This is a genomic window from Burkholderia sp. 9775_39 (assembly GCF_015712225.1).
GTDB lineage: Bacteria > Pseudomonadota > Gammaproteobacteria > Burkholderiales > Burkholderiaceae > Burkholderia > Burkholderia cenocepacia.
In genome coordinates, this window is sequence record NZ_JACCQC010000040.1 from 22,755 (window position 1) to 47,901 (window position 25,147).

The window sequence follows — 25,147 nt, forward strand, 5'->3', positions numbered from 1 at the left end:
CGCTCAATTGCTGGCATCCTCACGAGGCAAATACGACAGACGACCGAGAATCCAGTCCGCGAGCGCGGCCGGCAACAACGGCAGCACGCGCATGCCGAACGCCAGCGTACCGGGGAATGCGATCTCCGAGCGGCCCGCGTCGAGGTGCGTACGAATGTACGCAGCCGCCCTTTCCGCAGTCCAGATGAATGGCTTGTCACCGGGAAATACGTCGCTCATGGCCGATTTCACGAAACCCGGCAGGATGACCGTGATACCAACGTTGTCGCGCGCAAGCAACGGGCGAACCGAATCGCCGTACGCCTTGATGGCGGCCTTGCTTGCGCAGTACGCGGGGGAAATCGCCATGCCGCGCAAGGCGGCGATCGAGCTGACCATTGCGACGCGGCCGCGCTTGCGAGAACGCATGCGCTCGACCACGGGCAGCACGGTGTGCATCGCACCGTAGAAATTGGTATCCACGACGGTCGTCGTGCGAGTCAGGTCTTCCCAGTCGGAGGCCGATGAAATCGTGCTGGCGACACCAGCGTTCGCAATCACCAAGTCGATCGGATGGCGGGTGTCGAAATCGACGAGCCAGTCGGCCGTCGCGGTGGCGATGCGAACGTCAAGCCGACCGATTTCGATCGTCGCGCCGCGCGCCGCGCAAGCAGCGGCAGTTGCGTTGATTTCGACTGCGTTGCGGCCGATCAGTCCCAGCACGATGCCCGGGCGCGCGTAAGCCAATGCCAGCGCGCGGCCGAGACCAGCGCTGGCGCCGGTGATGACGATACAGGTCGGCGCTGCGTTACGCATCCGTGCGTTCCAAGCGTTCGACTGCGCCGCGCACCGCCATCTCGATGCCGGTACGCGTGTAGAAGTCGCCGTTGATCTGGGTGTGGTGAATCACGTAGTCGAGAAATGCCCGGTAGAGATCCATGTCAGGACTCATGTCCGATTGCCAGAAGGTATCCAACCCATCCTGCCACGTCATACCCGGCAGATCATAGATCGCCGTGCCAAGCGTCGCCAATGGGCGCTGATGATGAATCGCCGATAGGCCGACCGTGCTATTCACCACGACAACCCCGGCCGCGTTTTCCAGCAGGGTCGGCAAATGGCCCCCATTGATAAAATCCAGCCTATCGCCGATGCCTAGTTCTCGTGCCAGTTCGAATACCGCACGTCGATAGTCGATCAGCCCGGTATCCAACGGATGATTTTTGATGACAAGTCGTGCCGCGGACGGAGCGTATTGCGCGAACGATGTCATCACGCGATTTATCGCCTCGCGGATGCCATCGAACGGCGAATAGACCACAATCTGCGCATCGGAATTCAGCTGCAACGGGAAAACAAAATATGGCTGCCGCGACGCGACCAGTTTCCGAATCACCGACTCGGCCGCAGCCTCAAACCGACCGCGCTGCAACGCACGCGTCGCAAGTCCGGCGTACTCGACCAGACCATTTCGCGGGCGATGACTCCGGTAGTGCGGGTAGCGCCTTGAGTACAGCATGTTGGCGTGACGATACCGGATGTCGTGAAACGCCCGCTCGAACAAGTTGTAGCCGGTGGTCAGCGCGGGAGGCGCCGCAGGTGTGGCCGCACGCTCCGCTCGGTACCATTCGGGATCGCGCGGCAAAGACGAGCGCCCGTTCACGCCGGATCGCTCGAGCGTCAACCAGTGAGGACGCACGTAGCCCTCTTCAAACACGTGAACGGCAACCCCTCGAGACGCGGCGATCGCGTGAACCGGGCGATGAATCTCCCGGCAATCGCCAAACATCAAAATATCCGTAAAAGCACCGCCACTGAGAACATCCGTATACCAGGACGGCAGTTCTTCGCACCTGCCTTGGTAGTCCAGCGCATCTCCTTGCCCGCGGTAAACGAAATCACCACCACAAAAATTCACACGCTTAACGGCGTGGTGCCGTTCGACAAGCGCAGCGGCCAAACGACCGAAAAAAGGGGATGCCGTGCCCTGTAAGGCAAGGAAAGAACGACGCATACGGGACGAATCATTGTAGGACGGGAAACGCAGGTTCCCGAATCTCAAACTGCCGACTGTAGATCGCTCGCGCGACGCTGCCGGAACGCTTTGACACTTTTTTGCAACAAAACTCTGGTAGCTCAGAAGCCCCAATCAAGCATCGATATGCCCTTTGGCAGCCAAACCTAAAGCCAGGTTAAGAAATGCCCGCACCCACCGTGGCGCATTTTAACATCAGCCAGGATCAATTATTTTCGTAAAAATCGTAAGCTGAATCGATCGACGAGAAATGGTGCAAAACACCATCCCTCAACACCGAAGCTCGATTGCAATGCTCTCGAATCATGTGAGCATCATGCGATACGATAATCATTGCCCGATCAGATCGCTTTTCAAATAACTCACGATGGCACCTAATCTGAAAATCGCGATCCCCAACGGCGATCACTTCATCTATCAGGAAGCAATCAAATTCAATGGCCATCGATAATGCGAATGCCAAACGTGCGAGCATGCCCGATGAATATTTCTTCACCGGCTCCTTCATGTACGTCCCGAGATCCGCGAACTCCTCCACGAATGGCAACACCTGCTTCATGTCGGCGTCGTAAACCCTGCAAATGAATCGCGCATTGTCGAAACCAGTCAAACTCCCTTGGAAACCGCCGGAAAAAGCGAGCGGCCAGGACACGGACATACGGCGATCTATTACACCGCTCGTCGGCAGATCGGTGCCGCTTATCATGCGGATCAGCGTTGATTTCCCCGCGCCATTTTTCCCAAGAATTCCTATTCTCTCGCCGCGGGCAATCGAAAAAGAAATATCCTTCAACACCTGTCGTCGACCGCTACGAGTCTGATAAAACTTGTTGACGTTATCCAGCGAAATCATTTTGCCTCGAGCCTCATTGATGCCGACCGAACAATAAACAAACCCAGCCACGTCAACAGCAAGCAGCAGACGACTGTATATTCCGTGTTGTAATACGGGGTGATGCTGTCACCAAAATATCCGTACCGGTAAATTTCCACAGCATCCGCCACCGGAAACAGCAGCACCAGGTTTCGAAGGTTTTCCGGAAGCCATGCAGCCATCGCAAACGCCCCGGAGACCGGCAACTGGAAATACGAGATGGGATGCCAAAGCCGTTCAACCAGTTCACTGAATTCGGTCAATCCACCGATGACCAAACCCATTGCCGTTGCATACCAGCACAGCAGCAGCCAACCCCACATCATCGTCAGTATGTCTGCCGGTGCGGGTATCAAATCCAGCGCCACCGCACCGCTCAACATCACGACGACAGCCATCGTGATGCCGGACAGTTCCAGGATGATGCGCGACCAAAAAAAGTCGATCGGTCTCACGTTCCGGTGAGCCAACAACGACTGGTTCGGTTCGATCGCCAGAGCACAGCGGCCGATCGTGCTTCGCCAGATCAGCACCGTGGGATAGCTTGTGATCGCAAAAGCTGTCACGTTGATCGAATGACTCGCACCGCCGACGTGCAGAATATGCCACAGCGCCGTCACGCCGATCGTGAATAGCATTGGCTCCGCAAACAGCCATGCGAAGCCGATATTGTGGCGTCCGTATCGAGTGATGATTTCCCGCATTAAAAGTGCGTGCAGGATACGCATCTGAATTCTGAAGGAACTCAACAGGGAATCACGCGTATTCGCCACCATTACTTAATTCCTGTGCTCGCGAATGCTTGCAAGCAAAAGACTCAAACAACCCCAGCAAACCAGCCCAAGGGCGAAGACCGTGGCAATTCCACGAATACGTTGCGGTTCGATCGCGATATCCGGCGTATTCGGTTCGATCAATTCTTCCAGATAAAGCTGCTTGCGCTCCGCCTCGCCGCGCGCGTTCTCCAAAGCTGCCATAGCCGAAGCCAGCTGCTTGTCGGCGAACTGCGAATCCAGTTGCAGCCGCTCGTAATCGCTAGCCTTCTGCGACAGCGAATCCTTCGTGCCAGCAACCGCGCCCGTGGCAACGTCGATCTGCTTCTGTATCGATTGAATAGTGGTCTTGAGAGCCGGGATCTGCGGGTTCTGCGGCGAGATCGAAAGCAGCTGGGAGAGCTGGGTTTGCGCGCTGAATAACTGCGCCTGCAACGCCGTCACTTGCTGCAAGCGCAGCGCCGACTGCCGATCGGGGTCAAACAACGAGTGGGAATTGCGATAGGCGGCTACTGCTGCTGCTGCTGCCTTCGCATTCTGCGCGGCATCGGCGACCTGACGCTGGGCGAACTGCACCGTATCCTTCGCGGCGCGATCGTTCATGCGGTTGATCAATCGCTCACTCAAATGCAGCAGCTTCGAGTTGATCTTTTCGGCATCGGTCGAAGTATAAGCGCGTGTCCGGAGCGTGGTGATCCCCGAGGTCGGGTCGGACATTACGTTGACGACGTTTTTCCCGTAATACTTCCAGAGCGATTCGAAGCTATCGTCAAAACTGGTGTGAAATCGGCTGACGAAATCACCTTGCTTCGAATAATTATCGTATATATAGTTATTTTCATTCAATTCGCGCAGGGCATCCCGTGATTGAATATAATCAATCACGGGATAGGTATCATCCGTGGCCCGTGAGAACCCCCCTCCCGACAAGAGTGCTCCGACGACACTTAATTGGGGTTTCTGTGCAGCACTGCGAACAACGAAGCGCGATTCAGAAACGTAAACGTCCGATGCGATCACACTGTAATAAAGGGTCGCGACAATTGTGGGTGCAAGCACCGTGATGGCGAACAGTCGATTGATGCCTTTCACCCGGCGCAGAAAATTCTGACTCGCCGACACTCGTCGCCCATCAACCGGATTACTCGAAATATTTTCCAAAATCATTACCTCAGCACATAACCTTTCGCGATCAAAATCCGACTGAATTCGCGTCATGCACCATTTCGACTGTCTGATGCACATCCGAATGTGAGCCGCAATTCTTTCAAACCGACTCTTTCAATACTGCGTTCAATGCAGGCTGAGCACCTCTTTTTGATCCAACCTGCAAGTGTAGCCGCCTCATCAATCCGCTAGGCGGGCCACGGCATCACTCGCCGCCGGCTGTCAGCGGCCAGCAGAACGATCGACGCTCCCCCTCACCATGCTCCTGCGAAACCGAACATCCAAATCTTTGATGCACGCGACAATCTGCAGCACCCAAGGCGACTAGGCAACATTTTCCGTCAACCAATCCCGATACTCAGACGAAATACGACGATCATCCGGAAAATGCTTTTGCACGTAACTCAAAATGAGCGCCCCTAAATTCTTGTCATTGATATTTCGCGCATGCCGTGCGAAATAGAACAGATACTCGTAATTTTTGCATTCGAGCTCCATCAATTCAGCGAAAATAGGCGCCGCCTCTTCGACGCGCCCCAAACAGAATAGGCTCGCCGAGTAAAAAGCAGCCGCATCGGTCTTGAAAATAGGAAAGCTCGATCTTTCGTAGCACGAAACCACCGCAGACGAATCTCCGCTCCAGTAATTTCGTTGCAGCTCCTCATAATCCGTTTTTTGTCGAACAACATCTCGACGAGAAAGCTTCGGCTCCCCGGAGCGCTGACCAAACAGGCTTGCGGCCTGTGCATAGCTCGCCTTCTCCTTCGCCCACAGCGACCGATACTCGGCTTCGCTATACGCGTATTGATGTTGCGGCAAGAAACCATCTAGGAGATCTGTATAGATATCCAAGCGTCCGGATCGCTCCAGCAAGTCCTTAAGGAAAACGAATTTGTCAAATACCAGACGCAAATATTTGTCGACATAATCGTTGAATGCGTTTCCGAATGTCGCAACATCGTATCGGGTATATTTACCAAGACCCAGTACATCCTCACGATAGCGAAAATCATGAGCGATATGCTCGCGATCCACACCAATCATCGCAGTGAAGAATATGAGCTCAGGAAATAGGTTATGTCTATCGTACGAAAATAGCTTTGCGAGACTCATGCTTGCCAGCGCTCGATAATGTGCAACAGACAGCACCAGAATTCGATCTTCAAAGAAGAACGGAACTCCACGCCCCCCCAGAAGCAGGCTTTTCTTGGTCTGGTTCTTCGCAAAAGCTTCGGCCAATCCGCGAACAAATTGCACCAGCTTTCCGGCAACGTCGAAATCCGCCCGCAACCTTATTACGTGCCCCGATTTCGAGGTCACATAGTCAGCAGCGGCCGAAATCTGCTGGAATTGCGCAAAAAAACTGATGAAATTTCTGTTTGCGTTTGCCGGGATCGGGAGCATATAGCCGCAGTCGCTATATTTCATGTCAATATCAAGCCCGAGTTCCCCAATTATTTCCTTGGCGAGATCCAATTGATCCGACCACGAAGAAAATATAATTCTCCCGAAATTTTCCTTGCACTCAACAATCTGGGAAAGAAGATTTTCGAAAATCTTTCTATTTCTAATTTGGCCGGAGACAACCACATCGAACTTCATAAAAACTCCCTCGTCACTGGCAAGGATGAATATGCACCTCGCATCACAGATACAGCCTCACCAATATTCGCGCGCATCGACGACACAAAACGATATCTGGCTCGATGCTCAATCTTGAAGGTCGAGCACACCGCCAGCTCTATTTGCGAATCATTGCACGCAAATTCGATATCGAAAGCGATTCCAAACCGCGTCACAAAGACGTCTAATCAACTACATATTTATCGTTGACAGCACCGGGAGTTTTTACAACAACACTAACGACGTCGCTAAGTGCTTCGAAATCAGTCACCTCTCCAGGATTCAGCACAACGATGTCACCTGCGCCCCATTTTTTGCCACTCATCAAAACTTCTCCGGACAAAATGACCGTAATCTCCGCCGCCAACTTATGATAGTGCGCACCCTCTTTATCCCCCGCCTTATACGTTTTGACTGCAACTTCGCAATCACGAGTCTTATATGCGGTAGGCACGAAATCGCCAACAAACCAACCCTTTACCATCGAATCCAAGCGATGATTTTCCACCATTACTCTCCAGAAGCAGTAACAAAGGTATCGAATTCATCCAATTGCCGCTCGTTTTTTATCGGATGATACTTATTTGCAGCGATTTGATAGATGCCGATATTCTTTTGCGACAGTACCAATTCATTCAACGTGGGAGCAATGTAATAAAACCCATCGACATCGCCGCCCTTGGTTATCATCTTTTTCGCGGCCGAGACGAAATCAGCCCCCTTGGCGAACCAATAGAAACCAACCGTCGCGTTTCGGCTAATAGGGTTCTTCTCGGTCGCTTCGGTAACCCGACCGTCGGCATCGATGCGAACATAGGAATAACGCGGATGAACGGACGGAAAAGTCACAACACCGGCGTCCAGATTACGTTCCCGGAAACTGCCGACGACTTCGTCAAATGGGATATCCAGCACCTCGTTACCGTTCAGAATCAGCAACTCATCTTCGTTATCGATTTGCCCGACGGCGAGGAGCGCGGTACACGCTGCGCCCTTGGTCTCGGCGGGAACCTTGACGACGGCCGCTGTTTCCGAAAGCAACGAAATGACGTTGTCGATATGGAATTTGCTAACATCGCTCGCGCGTAACGCGACGATAAATCTGACATCCTCGATACCCGAGCACGCGTTGAATTGATGCTCAATCAACGGACGTCCACCGATCTCTGTAAGGCAGAGTGGATAGGCGTCGCCGCTGCCTGCGAAATTTGTCATGCCCGCTGCGAGAATAACGATATTCATTACGACCTCTCCTACAGCGCTTCCGCTGCTTCAATCTCTCGGATACGATTTTCGATGTTCTGAAGGTTGACTTCAGATACCTCGCTCACCTGCAACACATGCGCGCCGGCATCGCGAGCGGCTTTCAGACCATTCTCGTTATCTTCAACGACTAGGCATTCGGAGTTTTTCAGACCAAGGCGCTGGATGGCAGTGATGTAGATTTCTGGATTTGGTTTGGGTAGGGTTACATCCGTAGCCGACAGGATTTGATCGAGATAGATATCCAGGCTCGCCTTTTTCATCATAACATCAACAGTCTGGGCAATCGAATTCGATGCGACTGCCAACTTGTAGCCTTTTGCTTTAAGTGCTGCCAGTGCGTACTCATGCACAAAGAGCGGCTTGCACTTGGTGTGCACCATTTCCATGGTGTAAATCTGCTTCATTTCATTGATGAATGAATGCAAACCAACCGGCAAATTGGTTTCTCGAGAAAGCATCTCGAGTTTCTTTTTAGTCGGCAGACCGTCGTAAACCGTAAGATGAGCGTACCTGCTAATTTCGTAACCAAACAAAGCCAGGGCGCGATTCAATGCTTCATAGTGCCAATCCTTAGCCTCGATCAGCACGCCATCCATATCAAAAATAACACCTTTGATCACGACACATCTCCGAAATATTTTCGCGCCCTATCGGGAAAATCAGTACACAACGTTACTCGCTCTGAGTTTTTCAGAGTTTTCAGCATTTCCCACTGCCTTGCCGGATCTCGACCGTGCAATTCCGACGACACGATGCAGATGTCCTTGCCGGCCGCCAGATAGTGCTCAATAACCTCAGGCGTATACCACACTCCGTCAAAACCGTCGAGCCATATACCCTGCACGGCGTCGGCGAAGGACGGTGTTTGCTCGACCTCGCTAAGACGGGCGTAGACAGGAACGCCTTCCGCAAGGTAGCTTCGCATGTCCGGCACCGACATATCGAAAACAAACCAGTTTTTCAGTCCGCAGGTTTTAAAGGCGTCTACCACGCCTTTTGCCAGGCCGTCAGCCTTGATATTGATTGCAAGCGTCAGATCCCGTCCAGCCAGCAATTCGAGAAATTCCGATAGCAACATCTCACCGCCTTTTGGCGGGTCGTGAGAAATAACAAGCGCTCCGTTTAGATCACGAACATCGGTTTCCGTACCAAACGATTGATCGAAAGACCGATTGAATGCAGCGAGCGTATTTTTCTCCTCGCGCTCAAGCCAAAAACCCCGATGACTAATGATCTTCATTGGATCCCCTGGGTCGCGGTCCTGGATAGCTCGAGGTTAATGAATTTCTCAAGATCTGCGGGAATTCCCAATCCGTACATGCCACTTCCTTCAGACCCAATATCAAATATTTTAATTTTTGCCCCGAGCGCAATCAAATCATTATAAACCGGAGCCACATAATATTCATCGTTTACAGTGAATTTCCGGGCAATCATCAAATTGGCGCCCCGTACAAAATCTGCGCCCGACCGAAAATTGTAAATGCCGACGGTTGCTTCATTGGAAATTACTTCTTTTTCGACAACAAGATCGACAAATCCATGTTCATTCAATCGCGCAAACGACCACTTCGGATCGTCTGCTTTCATTGTCATGATCGCGCCGTCCAGATCGACCGAGTGGGCGAACTCCAGATACTGGTCGATGTCGATATCGACATACTGATCGCAATTTGCAATCATCAGCGGGTCATTTGAATTGATAACCGCTTCGGAAGCGAGGACCGTGCGGGCCGCCCCATCGGTCAAGCCGTCCAGTTGAATTACTACCGTTTTCGGACCAGCCCATTTCTTCAGCAGTTCATCAACCTGATATTCCTCAACATGCGTCCGTTGAACAATGAAGATAAATCGATGATCGAACTTCTTCGGGCGGAGATTTTCGATGACGAGTTGCATCATGGGGATGCCATGCACTTCGATCAGCGGCTTGGGTTTTGCATAACCCGCCTTTGCAAAACGACTACCAAGACCCGCCATCGGAACAACGATATTAATCATAGCAACTCCATTCATGATCACTTAATAGATATATTAATAGTCGGAATATATCTACGCGAATTTAATTCATCTCGTCTCTCTATCGTCGAGCCGACCGGCCCGACATCAAATTCATGATGTAGATATTGTTCAAGCCGTATCGCATCTTCCTCCAATCGCGATGGCTCGGCCATGCGCTCTCTAAGCGGCAACCGCTCGCCACCAGCGGCAATGACATCAAATCCACGGAAGTAGCGGTTGAACTCGAACGGACGCGCGTCAGGTAGCGAAAAAAAGTACCGCGAAATGATATCCCATTCTGCGACAACGGCAGAACGAAATACAGGATAGCGAATCAGATTTTCGGCGAGACTCTGGTTAACCTCATTTGGCAGACGTGCCCACAGAATTTTGTCGATCGATTCCTGTTGGTTGATCTTCCCGAAAAACAGTTTGATTACAGGCCAGAAATCTTCGAATGCATGCGCAAAAAATACTTGTTCGGGTATAACCTTTCTCAGATCGAAATTCAAAATAGACCAATCGATCATCTTCCTCAGATCACGATTCAATCCGATATAAAACCGATCATTCCAGAAAAACAGCACCGGTCCATTACGGGAGCCATCGATATGATTACCCATAATTCCGACTCGATATTCGAAAATACCAATATCATCAGCCACGGGCTGAATGTACTTCTGCTCCCTCAGCAGATGCTCGATGTCCGCATCGAATATTCCGCATTCTTCGCCGCATTTATCAGTACGCGAACGCAGCACAAACGCATTCGCCGGGCACATCGACAGCGCGGCATCCAACGACACCATCTGGTGGAAAAAATGCCCGCGGCAGACCACCCTCGGCTCCGCGGATTCCACCAAAAGAAATCCAAAATCCACCAACATATGACGGATTTCGGGGTAATCATTCAAGGCCCCCAGCCAAGTCGAAAATACAACTTGATGCAACACCCCTTCCGACTTCATTTTTGCGAACAGACACAGCCTGCCGACGAGAAATTCCACATCGCGTACGACACCGGTTATGACGGCCCATGTTTCTGGCGATGCTTCCCTATCCATGAATCACTCCGCAATAACAAAACACTTCAATATCTCACAACCGACCAGTCTATATAAAATCGCATACTGTCACGTCGCCATCGTCCCTGAGCTTGAAATTCCTAGCTTGGACGAATCTTCTGTGCGATTTCGTCCAGACTGAACCCCAGTTCCATCAACTCCCTAACCGCATCGAGCGCTGTCGCGTCCTTCTGCACGGCAGACAGGTAGTGAATCGCGGCCGATGCCTTGTCATGCTGCAATTTCATCAAGTGGCCGACATTCAGATGGATATCGGCATCGTTGTGCTTGAACTGTAGTGCCACCGCGTAAGCGTGCTGACTTTCTTCATATTTCCCGAGCTCCTTGTACGCGTGCCCCAGTTGAACCCAGATATCTGCGCGCGATGCGTCGATTCCGAGCCCGGTTCGATAGGAGTCGACACACTCTGACCAATTACGTTGATCCCGGGCCCTGTCGCCACGAACGAAATGCCACATTGGGTTTATCTTCTTGTTTCGCGTAATGGTTGCGGCCAATGCAAATGCCGCCTTCTTCGCGAACAGCGAAGCACGCTTGCCCAGCCCAATCGTCGAGCCGTTCCACGCGTTTGTTCTGGTTGCCGCATGGCCACTTGTACCGAACAAGTTAACCTTTTCAACTCGAGAAAGCGCGACCCCGGAGAATGCCAAAGTTGCGTTCGCATCGACTGCACACCTCACACGCAACTCAACCAGCTCGGTTGAATCAGCAACATAAAAATCGAGAGAAACCACTCTCGACTCCAAGAGCTTTTTAACCGGCACGCTTACGCTGGCGACCTTCGTCCCGTTCGAAGCCGCATCGCATGTAATTTTTTTTCCTACATACTTTTGAGGCTAAATTTTTATAAAAAATTCCGCCGTATAAAAACCGACCGGAAGCCGGATGTACGGGCCGAATATGAAGTACTCTTCACGCGAATCTGGATCGTTACCTTTCAGCTGGAAAGTTGCCGATTTGGACTGTTCATCGAGTTTTGCCGAATCCGGAATGATGAACCGGGTCGGCGCAAGCAGAAGTTTTGCCGTGTGCTCTCCATCCCCGTTCGACTGGACTGGCGCCGACGGCACCGACAGATTGGCAAGGCCGTCTTCGAGCAAGGTCTCATACGTAACCAAATCATGCAGCGTCAGATAGTTGCCGACGATTTCTCGTGGCACATCAAAATTCAGGTTAATACGGTTACTCCTTGGTCGTGAATCGCTTCCACTCAGAAAATCCGCAATCGACGACAGCAACTGCTTTTTTACTATCTCTTTATCGTAATAGCCGAGAACATTCTCGTTCTGCCAGCTGACAATTTCCGATCGACCCGCCAGATTCAGAATTTTAACGATATTATTCGCAATTACGTCATAATCGATAACATCGACGGCAAGCGGATGATCGCCGATCATTTCTTCAAGCGCGGTTCCGGCCCACGCAATCACGGGTAGTCCGGATTGCATTGCCTCGAATACCGGGAGACCGAAACCCTCGTGCTCGGACATGCAGACAAATGCGGTCGCCGTGCGATATAGATGCTCGAGATCTTCCTGGCTGATTTCGCCTCCGACATGCAGATTGATCGCATGTCGTGCTGCAAGTTCGTTCAACTCCTTGCTGTAATTGATCGCGGACCGATCAGGGCGCCCTGGCAAGTGAACATGAATGTCGGCATTCACTTTTTGCTTGAGCGCCGCAGCGCTCAGAATAATATGACGGTGCCCCTTGTGCGGAACCAGTCGCCCGACAAACAGAAGATCCACTCGATTTGCGTTCACAGCACTGGGGACCACAACACTGTCGCTGCGCGAATCGAGAAATCGGGACGCCGGATAGACGATGCAGCAATCGTCACGACGCCCGCCAAGCACCTCGAGTTGCCGGATTGAAAAATCCGAATTACACGCGATCGAATTCCCGGGAATTTTGAGAAGATTGAGAATCGACCGAAATCCCCGGATCGTTCTCTCGACTGACCGGCGCGAGTATTTCGCGAAGAACCATGGCGGCGTATTGTTGTGCCAGCGTGTAATGAGTACACCACCGAAACTTGGCAGCCATTTCTCGAATGCCTCCCAGCCATCGCAAAAATGATAAATCAGGCAAGTATTTTTATCGAATTCTTGCTCGTACAGCTCGTCGACCTTTCGAATCTTGACATCGGGATACAAATTGGCATCAAAATTCGACGCATAGACCGTAATATCGATATTCGCGGGAAGTGCCGCCTTCATTAGGCGATATTGATACACGCAATCGAACCCGATCGAATCGCTTTTTTCAAACAAGCCTTCAACGACCAAAATAATCTGCTTCATTTCGCCTCAAAGTATATTAATTTCAAACAAAACAGATCACCCCGGTATTCTCGACTACAACGCACCATCATGAAACGATCTGATTATCAAACATCGAAACCACTTCGGCGCAATTCAATTACCCTCTTCGCGCCCGGTGATATGCCACCTTATTCAGCTCAACCGCAGCGGCAACCATCCTTCCCTCCGCCTCCATATGCATAGAGACTCGTCATCGCGTGGCCGAACCTAAATCAGACTCGCATACATCGATGCGAGTCTCGTACGATATATTTCGCTGCTGAACGTCTTCGCCTGAATCAGGCCAGCCGAGCCCAGTTCGGACCGGATCGTGGCGTCCTGATCGAGGAGGCACAAGCCTTTTGCGATACTCGAAATATCGTATGGATCGACGGTCAAGCTAGCCCCCCCGGATATCTCGGGTAACGACCCTTCGCTTGAAGTCAACGTCGGCACGCCCAATTGCATGGCCTCCAGCACTGGCAGGCCGAATCCTTCATATAGCGACGGGAAGACCACGGCCTTCGAACACCTGATCAAGCTGGTTAAAAACGAGCGCGGAGCGTAATCAAACATCTTAATATTACGGGCAGCCTCGGAATCGCTTTTCACGAGACTATGGAACAGCTTCATTTCCTCCCGCGACTTCCATGCAGCAGAACCAACGATCACCAGCTTGGCATTGACTTTGGACGAAAGGTACGCCTCGATCAATCTGCCGACATTTTTTTTGGGCTCTATCGCCCCGAAGAATAGAAAATACTCGTACGGTCGAAGCCCGTATACCCCCTCGACCTCCGCTTCCGCCTCGGAGATCGCGCGAGCATTCGCCAGCGGCCCCATATCGACTGACTGATACGTATTCGTCAGTTTTTGATCGGAAATCGAGAATAAATTTTTTATATCCTCTTTCGATTTCTCCGAAACCGTGCAAATATGCTCGCCACTGTCGATGCAGGTCTTTATCAATCGGTGATAGTAACGCTTGTTATCGAGCGTTGTATACGGCAGCCGCAGCGGCACCAGATCGTGAATCGTATAGATATTCGGAATGCCCACGGCACGCACCGGCAGCGGATAAGTCCAGTGCATGATGTCGGGCTGACTCTCGAACTTGACGTTTAGGAACCGACCATGAAGTTTGAAATACTTGCGGGCGACCAGGAACAGATCGTTCACGTTGAATATCCGCGCGCCGTTGGGCAGTCGCGCATCGAACCGCCTTGTTTCAACGACTCCCGACTGTTCGATCTCCGATGCCGTATATCCGAACGGAGAGCCCAGCAGCTCTCCTAACTCCTTGCCGATTTTCCCCAGAAAGCCCTGCTTCTTTTTCGCACCACCGAGAAAATCAAAGAATGCAATTTCCCGCATCATTGTATTCTGGCTCGCCGGAATCGGGGCACCGTACAGCGTCCACGCATTCCAGCCCATTCCACGAATAACTTCCGCGAGGCTTTTTGCGTAGGTCGCCACTCCGGTACCTTTGGGCAGGGCCAAATTATGTCCATCCAAAGCAATGATACGACTTACATCCTTCATATTTTCAAGCCCTACATCAGTGGATTTAACAGCCCGTGTTACTTAAACGTCTGAACCCCAGTCACCACCGGATAGATCACCGAGAAAACCAGATTCAACACTTTTTGAATTTCGGTGATCGGCGCATTGGAGACGTAAAGCACGTCCTTGTTGTCCATCATGAAACTCTGTGAAACGAAGAACGAATTAGGGTCTCGCAAATTCACCCGGTAAATCACCGGCACCTTTCCGTCAGCAGTCGTCATGACCGGTTGACTAGGCCACTTCAATGCATCGTTTTTTTCGAGACGGAAGACGAAGACACCCTGCGCATCCGAGCGAGAATCCTGCAACCCGCCCGACCGGGCCAACGCTTGAGCCAGGGTGATCCCTTGCGCCTCGAAGTTGACCTCCTCGTTTTTTCCCGTCGCACCGAGCGCGGTGAAGCTATAGGGCTGATACAGCGCGGTCACGACATCGCCGGCGCGCAGCGGAACGTTTTCACGCGGATTTCGAATGACGGTTTCGAGCGGCAGAGAAGCCACCGTCTCTCCCCGCGTGACTTGCAGCGTGATCTTGTTGACGGGCTGCCGTACGCCCCCCGCCGACGCCAATGCGTCAAGCAGACGCTCGCCACGCGCACTCAGCTGCATCCTCGTGCTACTTGCCACATCGCCAACGACGGTCACGTAGGATGTTTCGTTTCGAGCAAGACGGACGAGCACTTGCGGATCATGCGCAATCCGCTTCAGGCGTCCGACGATATCGGCCTGCAGCTGACTGGGCGTTCGGCCGGCGGCACGCATCGCGCCGACGAACGGGACGTTGATATGTCCGTCACCATCAACTATCTGTGTCGGCAACGTTGTGACCCGCGAGCCGGATGGAACGCCCGTCAACGCCGTTTCGGATGATCCACCACCGAACAGGGTCGCCGGCGGCGCCTCCCAGATCGATACCTCGACACTGTCGCCGATGCCGAGTTGCTGGCGGAACGTGGAATCGTCCCCCAACACCTTTGAGAAGTCGGTGCTGCTGCGTTCTGCGTACAGTGTCCGCGCAACCGAATCGGTTACGTCAACGATCTGGATTCCCCCAGGATTCGCCTGCCGAGATGCATCGTTGATCTGCGAGGCGCTAGGCCCCGAAGTAGGGACAGCCTTACAAGCGCTCAACCCAATCGCAGCACAAGCAACTAAAGCAGTCCACGTACGGCAGTTTGACTTCGACATTTTCTCTTTACGATCCGGTTACTCAAAAGGCGGCGGAGATTGTCGCACGATGTAGAATGAATGTGTATTTCATTGAAAAAACCACACACGTGTGGGTTTTGTAAACATCGCGCGGGCGTCCTCGTTATTCTCTTGTGTCAGATTGTGTCAAACATTGTTCTAGATATCTCTCGCGCTTTGACGCGACTCAGCGAAGGACTGCATCCTACAGGAGTAGATCGGGTCAACCGAGCATATGTAGAACGCTACCACCAGACTGCTCGCGCCATCATCAGCCATCGCGGGTATACAAAGCTGCTTAGCCGGCGACACTCTGAACAAGCTTTCGCAATCCTTCTTAGCGATACCGCCGCACGCTCGTCCATCCGCACGCTGGTAGCCAAAAGCCTGTTGACCCCAAGCGGCGGCGGGATGGAGGGCTCGGTATTATTGCACGCCAGCCATAACGGCATGGAACATGTCAGATACCACACAAAGATGAAAAATTGTGGCGTCCGGTCGGTATTCTTCGTCCATGATCTCATTCCGCTCACCCACTCTGAATACTGCCGCCCCGGCGTGCACGACACGCACCGCCGCAGAATCCATACGGCCTTGAAATATGCCGATGGCTTGATCGTCAATTCGGATGACACCTTGCGACTGCTCGCTGCCGAAGCGGACGACGCTGGACTGGCCATGCCACCCAGTGCCGTTGCCCGTCTCGCTCCCGGCATCGAAATGCCGCATGCGCCGGCGGAGAAAGCCCCCATCGCCGCGCCCTACTTCGTGATGCTCGGCACCATCGAACCGCGCAAGAACCACTATCTCATGCTGCATATCTGGCGGCGCCTGGTGGAGAAACTCGGCGATGCGGCGCCCAAGCTCGTTATCATCGGACGGCGCGGTTGGGAATGTGAAAACGTCATCGATTTACTCGAGCGAAGCGCGCCGCTCGGTGACGCGGTCATCGAAGAATCCAGTTGCAGCGACAGCCGCCTCCGGGCATGGCTGCAGCATGCCCGCGCCCTATTGTTCCCGTCGTTCGTCGAGGGATACGGAATGCCACTTGTCGAGGCCTTGATGCTCGGCATTCCAGTGATCGCCAGCGACATTGCTGTTTTTCACGAGATCGCCACGAATATCCCCGACTATCTCGATCCGCTCGACGGCCCCGGATGGTTATCACGCATACAGTCATACGCCGCGCCGAACAGCCCGGAGCGCGACGCGCAAATCACCCGAATCGAACGCTTCAAGGCCCCGACATGGGCGGAGCATTTCGAGCGCGTCGACCAATTCCTCGACTCGCTGGCCAGTTGATGCGCGACGCTCTTCAGCCGCATCCGACAGCCCGGGAATATGCTCGAACGCTGCACGCGGGCCACGTCCTCGATCGCCGTTCGGTTCGACAGATTGACACATGAGGAAGTCGACTCATGGCTAGCCCCATGTCACGCGCACTGGAAATCATCGGCCTGCGCCGGCCATTGTTTTATCCCGGGCCGATTTGGTCCGTCCGCGATGATAATGCCGCGCCGCTTTCCTGGTTTGCCGTTCCGATTGGAGGCAATCGGTCAGACACGCTGATTTCGGCGCTCGACACGGCACTCGCGACGTCCGACGCTGAGGGCGAAAGGCCGGATGTCCCGAATCTGATGCGTCGCGTCGTCGACACAGACGCGCTGCATGTGCGGCGTCAGGTAGTCGCGTTGCCCCCAGAATGGTATGACGACGCCAGCCGCGAGCGGGTCGTGATGGTCGACGAGCGCACGACATCGTTCGTCGACGTCTGCACGCCCGCGTCAGAGCGCTCGTCCCACTTTCTTGCGATGGTCGGCTTTGTGGCGAACCGGCACCCGGATGCCCGGATCTGGCTACTACAGTCGGCCGACGCCGGCACCGGTGCCTGGCTGTCGGAAAAGGCACCATTGCCACCCGGCATTCGGAAACTCGCCGTTTCACACTCGCTTCGCGATGTGCTCGCAACAGCAAACGCGCTTTATGTTACGGGTGCCTCGGAAGGAATGGCCGCATTGTTTTCAGGCAAAACCCTGCATGTCTTCGGCACCCCATACTATGCAGGCTGGGGCCTCACAGTCGATCACACGCCACAGTCTCTTCGCACCTGCAAGCCAAGCGTCGAATCCCTGTTCGACGCGATATTCTTGCGCGCCGCCCGTTACCTGGATCCTGAAACGCATCACATCGGCACGTTTGAATCCGTCTTGCGGTATATCGAGTTGCAACATGAGATTGCCTCGCGCTTCGCCGACCTCCGTCATGTCGCGGGCGTCGCCTTTCAATGGTGGAAGCGCCCCTTTGCAACGCCTTACCTCTCCGCCGGGGGCGGCACGTTGCGCTGGATTTCGGTCGCCAGCCAAATTGGACGCGACGAACAAGCAGCAATATGGGGTGGGCGATCTGCAGACAGGTTGCCCCGTGATTCGATGCATTTTCGCATAGAGGACGGCTTCCTGCACTCCAACGGACTCGGCTCCGATATGTCTCCACCGTTCAGTCAAGTTATCGATAGGCGTGGAATTTACTTCGATGCGACTCGCGCAAATGATTTGACAGCGATTCTAAATACAGCGACATTTGCTGACGATGAATTGTCTCGCGCTCGTCAATTGCGCAATTCAATCGTGCGCTTTGGTCTGACGAAATATAATCTCGGACGATGCGCACCCGTATGGAAGGCGCCAGCGGGAAAACGTGTGGTGCTTGTTCCGGGACAAGTTGCGGACGACGCGTCGATTCGGCTCGGCACGGGGCATATTTCGACCGCAGAGAGCTTGCTGGCCGAGGTTCGCTCGCGTCGCCCGGATGCATTCGTCGTCTACAAACCCCATCCGGACGTGCTGTCCGGGAACCGACGCGGGCTTGTAGATGTCACCATCCACGCGGATATTGTCGATACGAGCGCCGACCTTATTTCGCTAATTGAAGCCGCGGACGAAGTACACACGCTGTCCTCTCTGTCCGGCTTCGAGGCAATGCTTCGGGATAAGGAAGTTCACACATATGGCTTACCGTTTTATGCGGGATGGGGGCTTACACACGATGTGTTGCCGCAACCTCGCCGGGAACGGCACTTGACAATTGACATGCTGGTTGCGGGCACCTACTTACGTTATCCGATTTACTGGGATTGGAAATTGCAGTTGTACACTACACCGGAAGCCATCGTTCGACAGCTTGCACCTACGGCGGTGCGACCGCTTGAGAAGATCAATGGGAAACGTTTGCGCATCTTTCTCAAGATGTTCCGGTGGTCCCGGAATGCAATAATGCACATTTCATGGCGAATCCGCACATCACGTGAGATGCGGGACGCCCAGCCCAGAAATTAACAAATTTTAACAATCCGTGAGTGCAACACCGTTAAAAATCAACGCTCTATCTGAACTGTCAGACGGCGCCGGCTTTATCAATACTGGAGCAATTCGATGATTCACCCGGTAATTCTGTGCGGCGGTAGCGGTACCCGCCTGTGGCCGATGTCGCGCGGCGGCTATCCGAAGCAGTATTTGAAGCTAACAGGCGACAACTCACTGGCTCAGCAAACCGCGCTGCGCCTCCGACACATCCCGAACGTCGCAAACCCGATCGTCGTCACGAATAACGAACAGCGTTTCCTCGTTGCGGAGCAACTCCGCGAGGTCGGCATCACACCGTCTTCCGTCGTACTTGAGCCCGTCGGTCGCAATACTGCGCCTGCAATCGCCATCGCGGCCCTACTCGCACTTAACGAATCTCCCGACGCGCTGCTGCTCGTACTGCCGTCAGATCATGTGATTCAGAACGAAGATGCATTCGTCGCTGCGGCACTCGAAGCCGCACATATCGCTGCAGACCACTACCTCGTTACGTTCGGCATTACGCCGACTGAAGCGCATACCGGCTTCGGCTACATTCGCCGCGGCAATGCGATCGCCGAAGGCAAGTCTGTCTACAAGGTCGATGCATTCGTGGAAAAGCCGGACGCGACCACCGCCGGACGCTTCCTTGTTGACGGCAACTACTACTGGAATAGCGGCATGTTCTTGCTGAAAGCCTCGACTTACCTCGAGGAATTGAAGCTTCATGCACCAGAGATAGCTCGGCACGCCGAGCTATCTCTCGAAACGGCAAAGCGCGACGCGGACTTCGTCCGCATGGACTCTGACGTGTTCGGTGCATGCCCGAACATCTCGATAGACTATGCAGTGATGGAAAAGACCGACCGCGCAGCCGTCGTCGAAGGCGTGGATTTCGGCTGGAACGACATCGGCTCATGGGACGCGCTCGCGCAGATATCCAAATGCGACGAAGACCACAACGCCTCGATTGGCGACGTATTCATGCACGAAACAACGAACTCGTACATCCGCGCCGAAAATCGGATGGTTGCGGCAATCGGTGTTGATAATGTCGTAATTGTCGAAACCGCCGACGCCGTGCTGGTCGCGAACCGTGACAATGCACAGGACGTTAAGAAGGTCGTCGAGTGGTTGAACGCATCAGGTCGCCAAGAGTCCGTCACGCACCGTCGCGTGGTGCGTCCGTGGGGTGACTATGAAGGTCTGGACCAAGGCGAGCGCTTCCAAGTCAAACGCATTGTCGTGAAACCGGGCGCACAGTTGAGTCTCCAGATGCACCACCATCGTGCCGAGCACTGGATTGTCGTGAAAGGCACCGCTCTCGTCACGAACGGGGACAAAGAAATTATGCTGACGGAAAACCAGTCGACCTACATTCCGCTGGGTGCGACACACCGTCTGAGCAACCCTGGCAAGATCCCGCTTGAACTGATCGAGGTGCAGTCGGGTTCGTATCTGGGTGAAGACGACATCGTCCGCTTCGAGGATACCTACGGTCGCGCGCCAAAGTAGGCAGGGACGTCAGGCTCGCGTCACCAATTCAATCTTCGTGCTGCCCAGTGCGGCACGGAGCCATCTTCAGCATTTGCGCCGCCCCTCGCGCACTTCGATTACAGCATCGAACTGGACCAACCGGGCTTCCGTAGATAAAGGGCCACCGCGTACTTTGCAAAGGGATAACAACGGCAAGGTACGCATTCAGTCAAGCCCAGATCAACGAGCACTGCAAGTGCATGATGCATCGCGGTCCCTGAGTCCATCACAGCGGTTACTACGCCTGGCAGCGTCAGTCGGGCAGTGCACGCAAACGCAAAGATGAACGGCTAAGCCTCGCTGGCAGGACAGCGGGAATCTCAACGGCTATCGCAAAGTCACGCTGGACTTACGTTAATCGGAAGAGATGTGGAATCGTCACTACGCTCCGGTTGATACAGGTTGGGGGCTTGCGCGCTGAAGTCGGCTACGGCGCAATCCGCGACAACCACAGGTGTGTTCGATTACATGGAGATGTTCTACAACCGCATTCGCCCACGCGGTTTCGCTGACAACCGAACACTTGGCGAGTTTGAATGACGCAGCGCGCTAAACGGGTCGTGAGCCTCCATGAAACTCTAGTTTGCCCACATACCCTGTTACCGTCCGCGCTACGATCTATATGCATCAACAGAAATACAGCTGCAGACCGACCGGTGTCGACAGGCATTCCGATCCGACTTGCCTGCTCCACATCCGCCATTTTCTCTTAACGAGAACCTGCATTTTCACCGCACCGTAACGATCGCCAACCGTGGGCCGCAGTATCGGATCCTGTCCTCTGATACCGTCCGCGCGACGATCGCCTCTGACACTCCTTAAGCATCTCATCACACCCGCTCGATTGCCGCGCCGCCACTGCCCGCGTATAACTGCGAGGCGAGGCGCACTTCGCGCCCGGAATCCTCACTCGGAGAACGCATGATCGATCTCGCCACTGCCCAGCAATTCCTGATGACCCGCGGCCTCGACTTCGGCCTCAACCTCCTCGCCGCGATCGTCTTGTGGTTCGTCGGCCGCTGGGCGATCCGCATCGGTACTCGCCTGCTCGGCAAGGTCGTGCGCCGCAGCGGCAAGGTCGACCCGACACTCACCGACTACCTGACCTCCGTCGTCGGCGTGCTGCTGACGATCCTGCTGATCCTCGCGATCCTGCAGATCTTTGGTGTGCAAACCACCTCGTTCGCCGCGCTGCTCGCCGGCCTCGGCCTCGCTATCGGTACCGCCTGGGGCGGCCTACTCGCGCATTTCGCCGCCGGCGTGTTCATGCAGGTGCTGCGTCCGTTTAAGATCGGCGACGTGATCAACGCAGGCGGCGTCACGGGCACGGTCAAGGAACTCGGCCTGTTCGGCACGACGATCATCACGCCGGACAACATCGTGACGATCGTCGGCAACAACAAGATCTTCTCGGACAACATCGCCAACTACAGCGCGACGTCGTATCGTCGCGTCGACCTGACCGCGAAGATCGCGAACGGTGTCGATGCCGTCGACGCGATCAACCGCCTGAAAGCGTCGATCCAGCATATCCCGAACGTGCTGACCAGCCCGGCGCCGGACGTCGGCGTGCTGCAGTTCACGCCGGAAGGCCCGCTGCTGTTCGTGCGTCCGTCCACGGAACCGGAAAATTACTGGCAGGTGTACTGCGACACCAACCGCGTGATCCTCGAAACGTTCCGCGACGCGCAATACCCGACGCCCGAAACGCCGGTCTCGCACCGCAACGCGTAGCAGCGGCATTCAGAGAAAAAGCAACCTCCACGCCAGACTACCGACAATCCAACAACAAACGCGCGGGTTGGTCGGTAGTCTCAAGCCCTCTTACGGCGGTCTCTGCCTGATGGCGCGAGCAGGAATAGAGCCGGCCTAAGCGGCATTGATGGCAACTACAAATCGCATTGCAACAAATATCTACAAAAGCTCAACAACTCCGCCGGCCATTCTACCCATGTAACAATCCGCGATTGTTTTCGCACTCGCGCAATACGGGTGGCCCCGTAGTCGAGATGGCGTGCATATGCCGACAACTCTCCATATGCATCTTTCCCGCTCTGAAAGTGATCGATCTGCACTTTTCTATGGCGCCTAGGCGGGAGACACCGACGACCTTAGGTTTCCATTCAGCTTGCTGCAGCGGGCAGCGGGCAGCGGGCAGCGGGCAGCGGGCAGCAATAATTATCTCCAGATCGAGCTCAAGGATCGAGTCAGACAACTTGAAGCTAGACCGCACCGGTGCGGTGCCGTTGCCGCGCTGACCCCTCAGCCCACTCGACTCCGAATCAAATTCGGCATGTCAAGCACAAATATTCGCCATCCCAACTTGACGTAGCAAAATTGCAACAATTGTGTGTTTTTGTTTCTTTTTCTTTCTTCGTTGTCGAGAAACTTCTGCGTATGTGTGTCAAAATTTACTAAATGTAAGCAGTGTGTATTGGAAACATCAGACGAATGATTGTTTGGGTTATTGGTTGCCCGTACTCACATACCGCAGAACGAAAATGAAGACGGAGCGCGTTGTTTAGAGTTGGCGCCGTCTGTAGACAGCGATAATCATGAGCATCAGCGAAATCTTTCGAGTGGTTAGAAGCGACGTTGACGAGGCCGCACTTCCGTCGGTTCCTGCTTTGAAGAAACCGAAGATACTGAGCATTGGTGGGTGTGTGACTGAAGTCCTTGCTGGAAGGTTAAACCGACTGGCGAAGGTCACTCACTTATGGCGCATTAGTGTTCCGTGTTTGATGTCAAAGAAAGTAGATGGCCGAACCTATTTCGAATCGCATGACCACCAATTATCTGAGCGCATAAACTTCGAACTAACAAAACAGGCTCTACACAAACTGAAAACAGATGGATATGAATTCCTAATTTTCGATCCGACTAGCGACTTTACCAACGACTACTTCGAGAAAGACGGCTGCATCATTTCTGACATGGAAGCTGGAACCTTAGCGCCAGATTGGAAGTGGCCAGAAGGGTTCATCAATGACGGCTGGACAAGAATATCTCCGAGAAGCCATCAGTACCTCGAAATTTATTTTTACTACCTCGGCGAACTTATTAAACTGTCCGAGGACATTGGCCTTCCACTTGTTGTCTTGAAAAGGCGCGCTTGCGCCAACAAGATCATCGGTGACGGCATAACAGCGTTGGGCGATCCCGATGCTATCGAAATTAACTGGTGGGTTGACCTGCTTTGGAAGAAAATTGAAAGCTTGACGGGTAGGCTGAATGTTCTGGATCTGAACAGTCGTTTTTCGATCACATCATTTGATGCTCCGTGGGGTGAGGCCAAGTTCCATCCCATCGAAGAGTTCTATGACTATGCGGCTTACAAGCTAATGTATCTAATGAGGTTGAGCGATGATCTCATCTCTGAAGTTATATTCGATGTGTACCGGGAAAGAGCGAGCCGCCGTGTAGCTGTTCATGCTGAGCGCGACGCACTATTGCTGGTGCGCGACGAACTTACCGTCGAGCGGGACGCGCTCGTGGAGGAACGAGATACAACTCTCCATACACAGGGCGAGTTGATTGACATGAGGGATAGACTGACCGACGAGCTGGATGCGTTGGCTCGCGAGCGAGATGCACTAACTCACGAACGGGATACGTTGGCTCGCGAGCGAGATGAACTCCGCCGTTCGTGCGACAGTCTCGTGGAAGAACGAGACTTCATCGTGGCGCGCGAGACAGAAAGAGCACGTGCTGTCGTCGAGGTCCACGCACAGGATATAGCCGCTCTTTCGGAAGCTCGGGATGCAGCGCTTGCCGTGAGTGTTTCCGGCGCCCGTGAGCTAAGCGAGCTTCAGGCACTTTACAAGGACTTGTCGCGTCAACACGACGCCTTATGCATTCAGCAGCGCCGCCTTTTCGATGAATTGCGATTGGACGGAGGTCCAATGGCTCTGCGGGACGTGCTGCCGCTGGCAAGAGCATGGCGGCCAGTCCTCAAGCGCATCGGAAAAGCAAAGCAACTTTGTCGTCGATTGATTGTTGCCGATCGTAAAAAGGACGAAGCACCGCAGTAGACCATCGCTAAGGCCCCTTGACTCGCGTCTTACCGTCACCAATCCAGCGGTGAACAGTAAGACGCAATCGTCATGTATCGGTCCTAGCTGTTGGCGATCTGACTTGCGCCTCCGGTATCTAGTTCAGTATCGGTGTAGAGCCCGGTCCAACGCGAGAACAGCAATGAAGAGGCAATTCAGCAAAGAACTCATCGGATGGCAAACGCCTGAAGGAACTGGGGAAAAGAGAAGCAAGCTCAACCTGCAGTTGCCGGGACCTATCCGTGATTTCGTGGGCGAGGCATATCATGAGGTGTAAAAGTCATGGATATGCCGATGAAGAAGAAAAGGCAAACTGTAGCGCGTCAGGCAGCGGCCCGCGGGCCGCTGCCTGAACTGCC

21 protein-coding genes are annotated in these 25,147 nt (G+C 53.8%); 5 read left to right on the forward strand and 16 right to left on the reverse strand.

The window, feature by feature from the left end; genetic code table 11:
• Positions 1–3 precede the first annotated feature (3 nt).
• The 16 genes from H0X90_RS32685 to H0X90_RS32760 all read right to left on the reverse strand — a co-directional run bounded on the left by H0X90_RS32685 (position 4) and on the right by H0X90_RS32760 (position 15,859).
• Entirely contained in the window at positions 4–795 is a 792-nt protein-coding gene (locus H0X90_RS32685) for an SDR family oxidoreductase (protein ID WP_077189960.1), read from the reverse strand.
• A complete protein-coding gene (locus H0X90_RS32690; protein WP_077189961.1) occupies positions 788–1,993 on the reverse strand; it encodes a capsule biosynthesis protein in 1,206 nt (401 codons plus the stop codon). The genes H0X90_RS32685 and H0X90_RS32690 overlap by 8 nt, the downstream gene beginning before the upstream one ends.
• Positions 1,994–2,219: 226 nt before the next feature.
• A complete protein-coding gene (locus H0X90_RS32695) occupies positions 2,220–2,867 on the reverse strand; it encodes an ABC transporter ATP-binding protein (RefSeq protein WP_077189962.1) in 648 nt (215 codons plus the stop codon).
• A complete protein-coding gene (locus H0X90_RS32700; RefSeq protein ID WP_060207060.1) occupies positions 2,864–3,664 on the reverse strand; it encodes an ABC transporter permease in 801 nt (266 codons plus the stop codon). Before H0X90_RS32700 ends, H0X90_RS32695 begins: the two co-directional genes overlap by 4 nt.
• A 3-nt stretch (positions 3,665–3,667) precedes the next feature.
• On the reverse strand, positions 3,668–4,828 hold the full coding sequence (locus H0X90_RS32705; protein ID WP_102898747.1) for a hypothetical protein: 1,161 nt from the start codon (positions 4,826–4,828) through the stop codon (positions 3,668–3,670).
• A gap of 324 nt (positions 4,829–5,152) precedes the next feature.
• On the reverse strand, positions 5,153–6,430 hold the full coding sequence (locus H0X90_RS32710) for a hypothetical protein (RefSeq protein ID WP_077189964.1): 1,278 nt from the start codon (positions 6,428–6,430) through the stop codon (positions 5,153–5,155).
• Positions 6,431–6,635: 205 nt separating this feature from the next.
• Positions 6,636–6,962: a cupin domain-containing protein gene (locus H0X90_RS32715; RefSeq protein WP_227745457.1), complete on the reverse strand. Its 327-nt coding sequence runs from the start codon at positions 6,960–6,962 to the stop codon at positions 6,636–6,638.
• A complete protein-coding gene (locus tag H0X90_RS32720) occupies positions 6,962–7,693 on the reverse strand; it encodes a glycosyltransferase family 2 protein (protein WP_077189965.1) in 732 nt (243 codons plus the stop codon). Before H0X90_RS32720 ends, H0X90_RS32715 begins: the two co-directional genes overlap by 1 nt.
• Positions 7,694–7,704: 11 nt before the next feature.
• The gene (locus tag H0X90_RS32725) at positions 7,705–8,337 is read right to left on the reverse strand and encodes an HAD family phosphatase (protein ID WP_060207054.1); all 633 of its coding nucleotides are present in this window, start codon (positions 8,335–8,337) and stop codon (positions 7,705–7,707) included.
• Positions 8,334–8,957 (reverse strand): phosphodiesterase, encoded by a 624-nt coding sequence (locus tag H0X90_RS32730; protein WP_077189966.1) that lies wholly within the window; start codon positions 8,955–8,957, stop codon positions 8,334–8,336. Before H0X90_RS32730 ends, H0X90_RS32725 begins: the two co-directional genes overlap by 4 nt.
• Positions 8,954–9,718, reverse strand: a complete 765-nt coding sequence (locus H0X90_RS32735) for a glycosyltransferase family 2 protein (RefSeq protein ID WP_077189967.1) — start codon at positions 9,716–9,718, stop codon at positions 8,954–8,956. Before H0X90_RS32735 ends, H0X90_RS32730 begins: the two co-directional genes overlap by 4 nt.
• 17 nt (positions 9,719–9,735) lie before the next feature.
• On the reverse strand, positions 9,736–10,782 hold the full coding sequence (locus H0X90_RS32740; RefSeq protein ID WP_125345840.1) for a hypothetical protein: 1,047 nt from the start codon (positions 10,780–10,782) through the stop codon (positions 9,736–9,738).
• Positions 10,783–10,883: 101 nt separating this feature from the next.
• On the reverse strand, positions 10,884–11,537 hold the full coding sequence (locus tag H0X90_RS36280; RefSeq protein ID WP_196438381.1) for a tetratricopeptide repeat protein: 654 nt from the start codon (positions 11,535–11,537) through the stop codon (positions 10,884–10,886).
• 102 nt (positions 11,538–11,639) lie between these two features.
• On the reverse strand, positions 11,640–13,106 hold the full coding sequence (locus tag H0X90_RS32750; protein ID WP_196438382.1) for a glycosyltransferase family 4 protein: 1,467 nt from the start codon (positions 13,104–13,106) through the stop codon (positions 11,640–11,642).
• 228 nt (positions 13,107–13,334) lie between these two features.
• On the reverse strand, positions 13,335–14,606 hold the full coding sequence (locus tag H0X90_RS32755) for a glycosyltransferase family 1 protein (RefSeq protein WP_230463878.1): 1,272 nt from the start codon (positions 14,604–14,606) through the stop codon (positions 13,335–13,337).
• 80 nt (positions 14,607–14,686) lie between these two features.
• Positions 14,687–15,859, reverse strand: coding sequence for a polysaccharide biosynthesis/export family protein (locus tag H0X90_RS32760; RefSeq protein ID WP_077189970.1), 1,173 nt, complete (start codon positions 15,857–15,859; stop codon positions 14,687–14,689).
• 144 nt (positions 15,860–16,003) lie between these two features.
• Here H0X90_RS32760 and H0X90_RS32765 point away from each other — a divergent pair, with 144 nt between their 5' ends.
• The 5 genes from H0X90_RS32765 (at position 16,004) to H0X90_RS32785 (ending at position 24,767) form a co-directional block, all read left to right on the forward strand.
• The gene (locus H0X90_RS32765) at positions 16,004–17,161 is read left to right on the forward strand and encodes a glycosyltransferase family 1 protein (RefSeq protein ID WP_077189981.1); all 1,158 of its coding nucleotides are present in this window, start codon (positions 16,004–16,006) and stop codon (positions 17,159–17,161) included.
• A 116-nt stretch (positions 17,162–17,277) separates the two neighbouring features.
• Positions 17,278–19,194 (forward strand): capsular biosynthesis protein, encoded by a 1,917-nt coding sequence (locus H0X90_RS32770; protein ID WP_077189971.1) that lies wholly within the window; start codon positions 17,278–17,280, stop codon positions 19,192–19,194.
• A gap of 96 nt (positions 19,195–19,290) precedes the next feature.
• Positions 19,291–20,715 (forward strand): mannose-1-phosphate guanylyltransferase/mannose-6-phosphate isomerase, encoded by a 1,425-nt coding sequence (locus H0X90_RS32775; RefSeq protein ID WP_077189972.1) that lies wholly within the window; start codon positions 19,291–19,293, stop codon positions 20,713–20,715.
• Between the two features lie 942 nt (positions 20,716–21,657).
• Positions 21,658–22,470, forward strand: coding sequence for a mechanosensitive ion channel family protein (locus H0X90_RS32780; protein WP_077189973.1), 813 nt, complete (start codon positions 21,658–21,660; stop codon positions 22,468–22,470).
• Positions 22,471–23,291: 821 nt separating this feature from the next.
• Positions 23,292–24,767: a hypothetical protein gene (locus tag H0X90_RS32785; RefSeq protein WP_125345842.1), complete on the forward strand. Its 1,476-nt coding sequence runs from the start codon at positions 23,292–23,294 to the stop codon at positions 24,765–24,767.
• Positions 24,768–25,147: the final 380 nt, after the last annotated feature.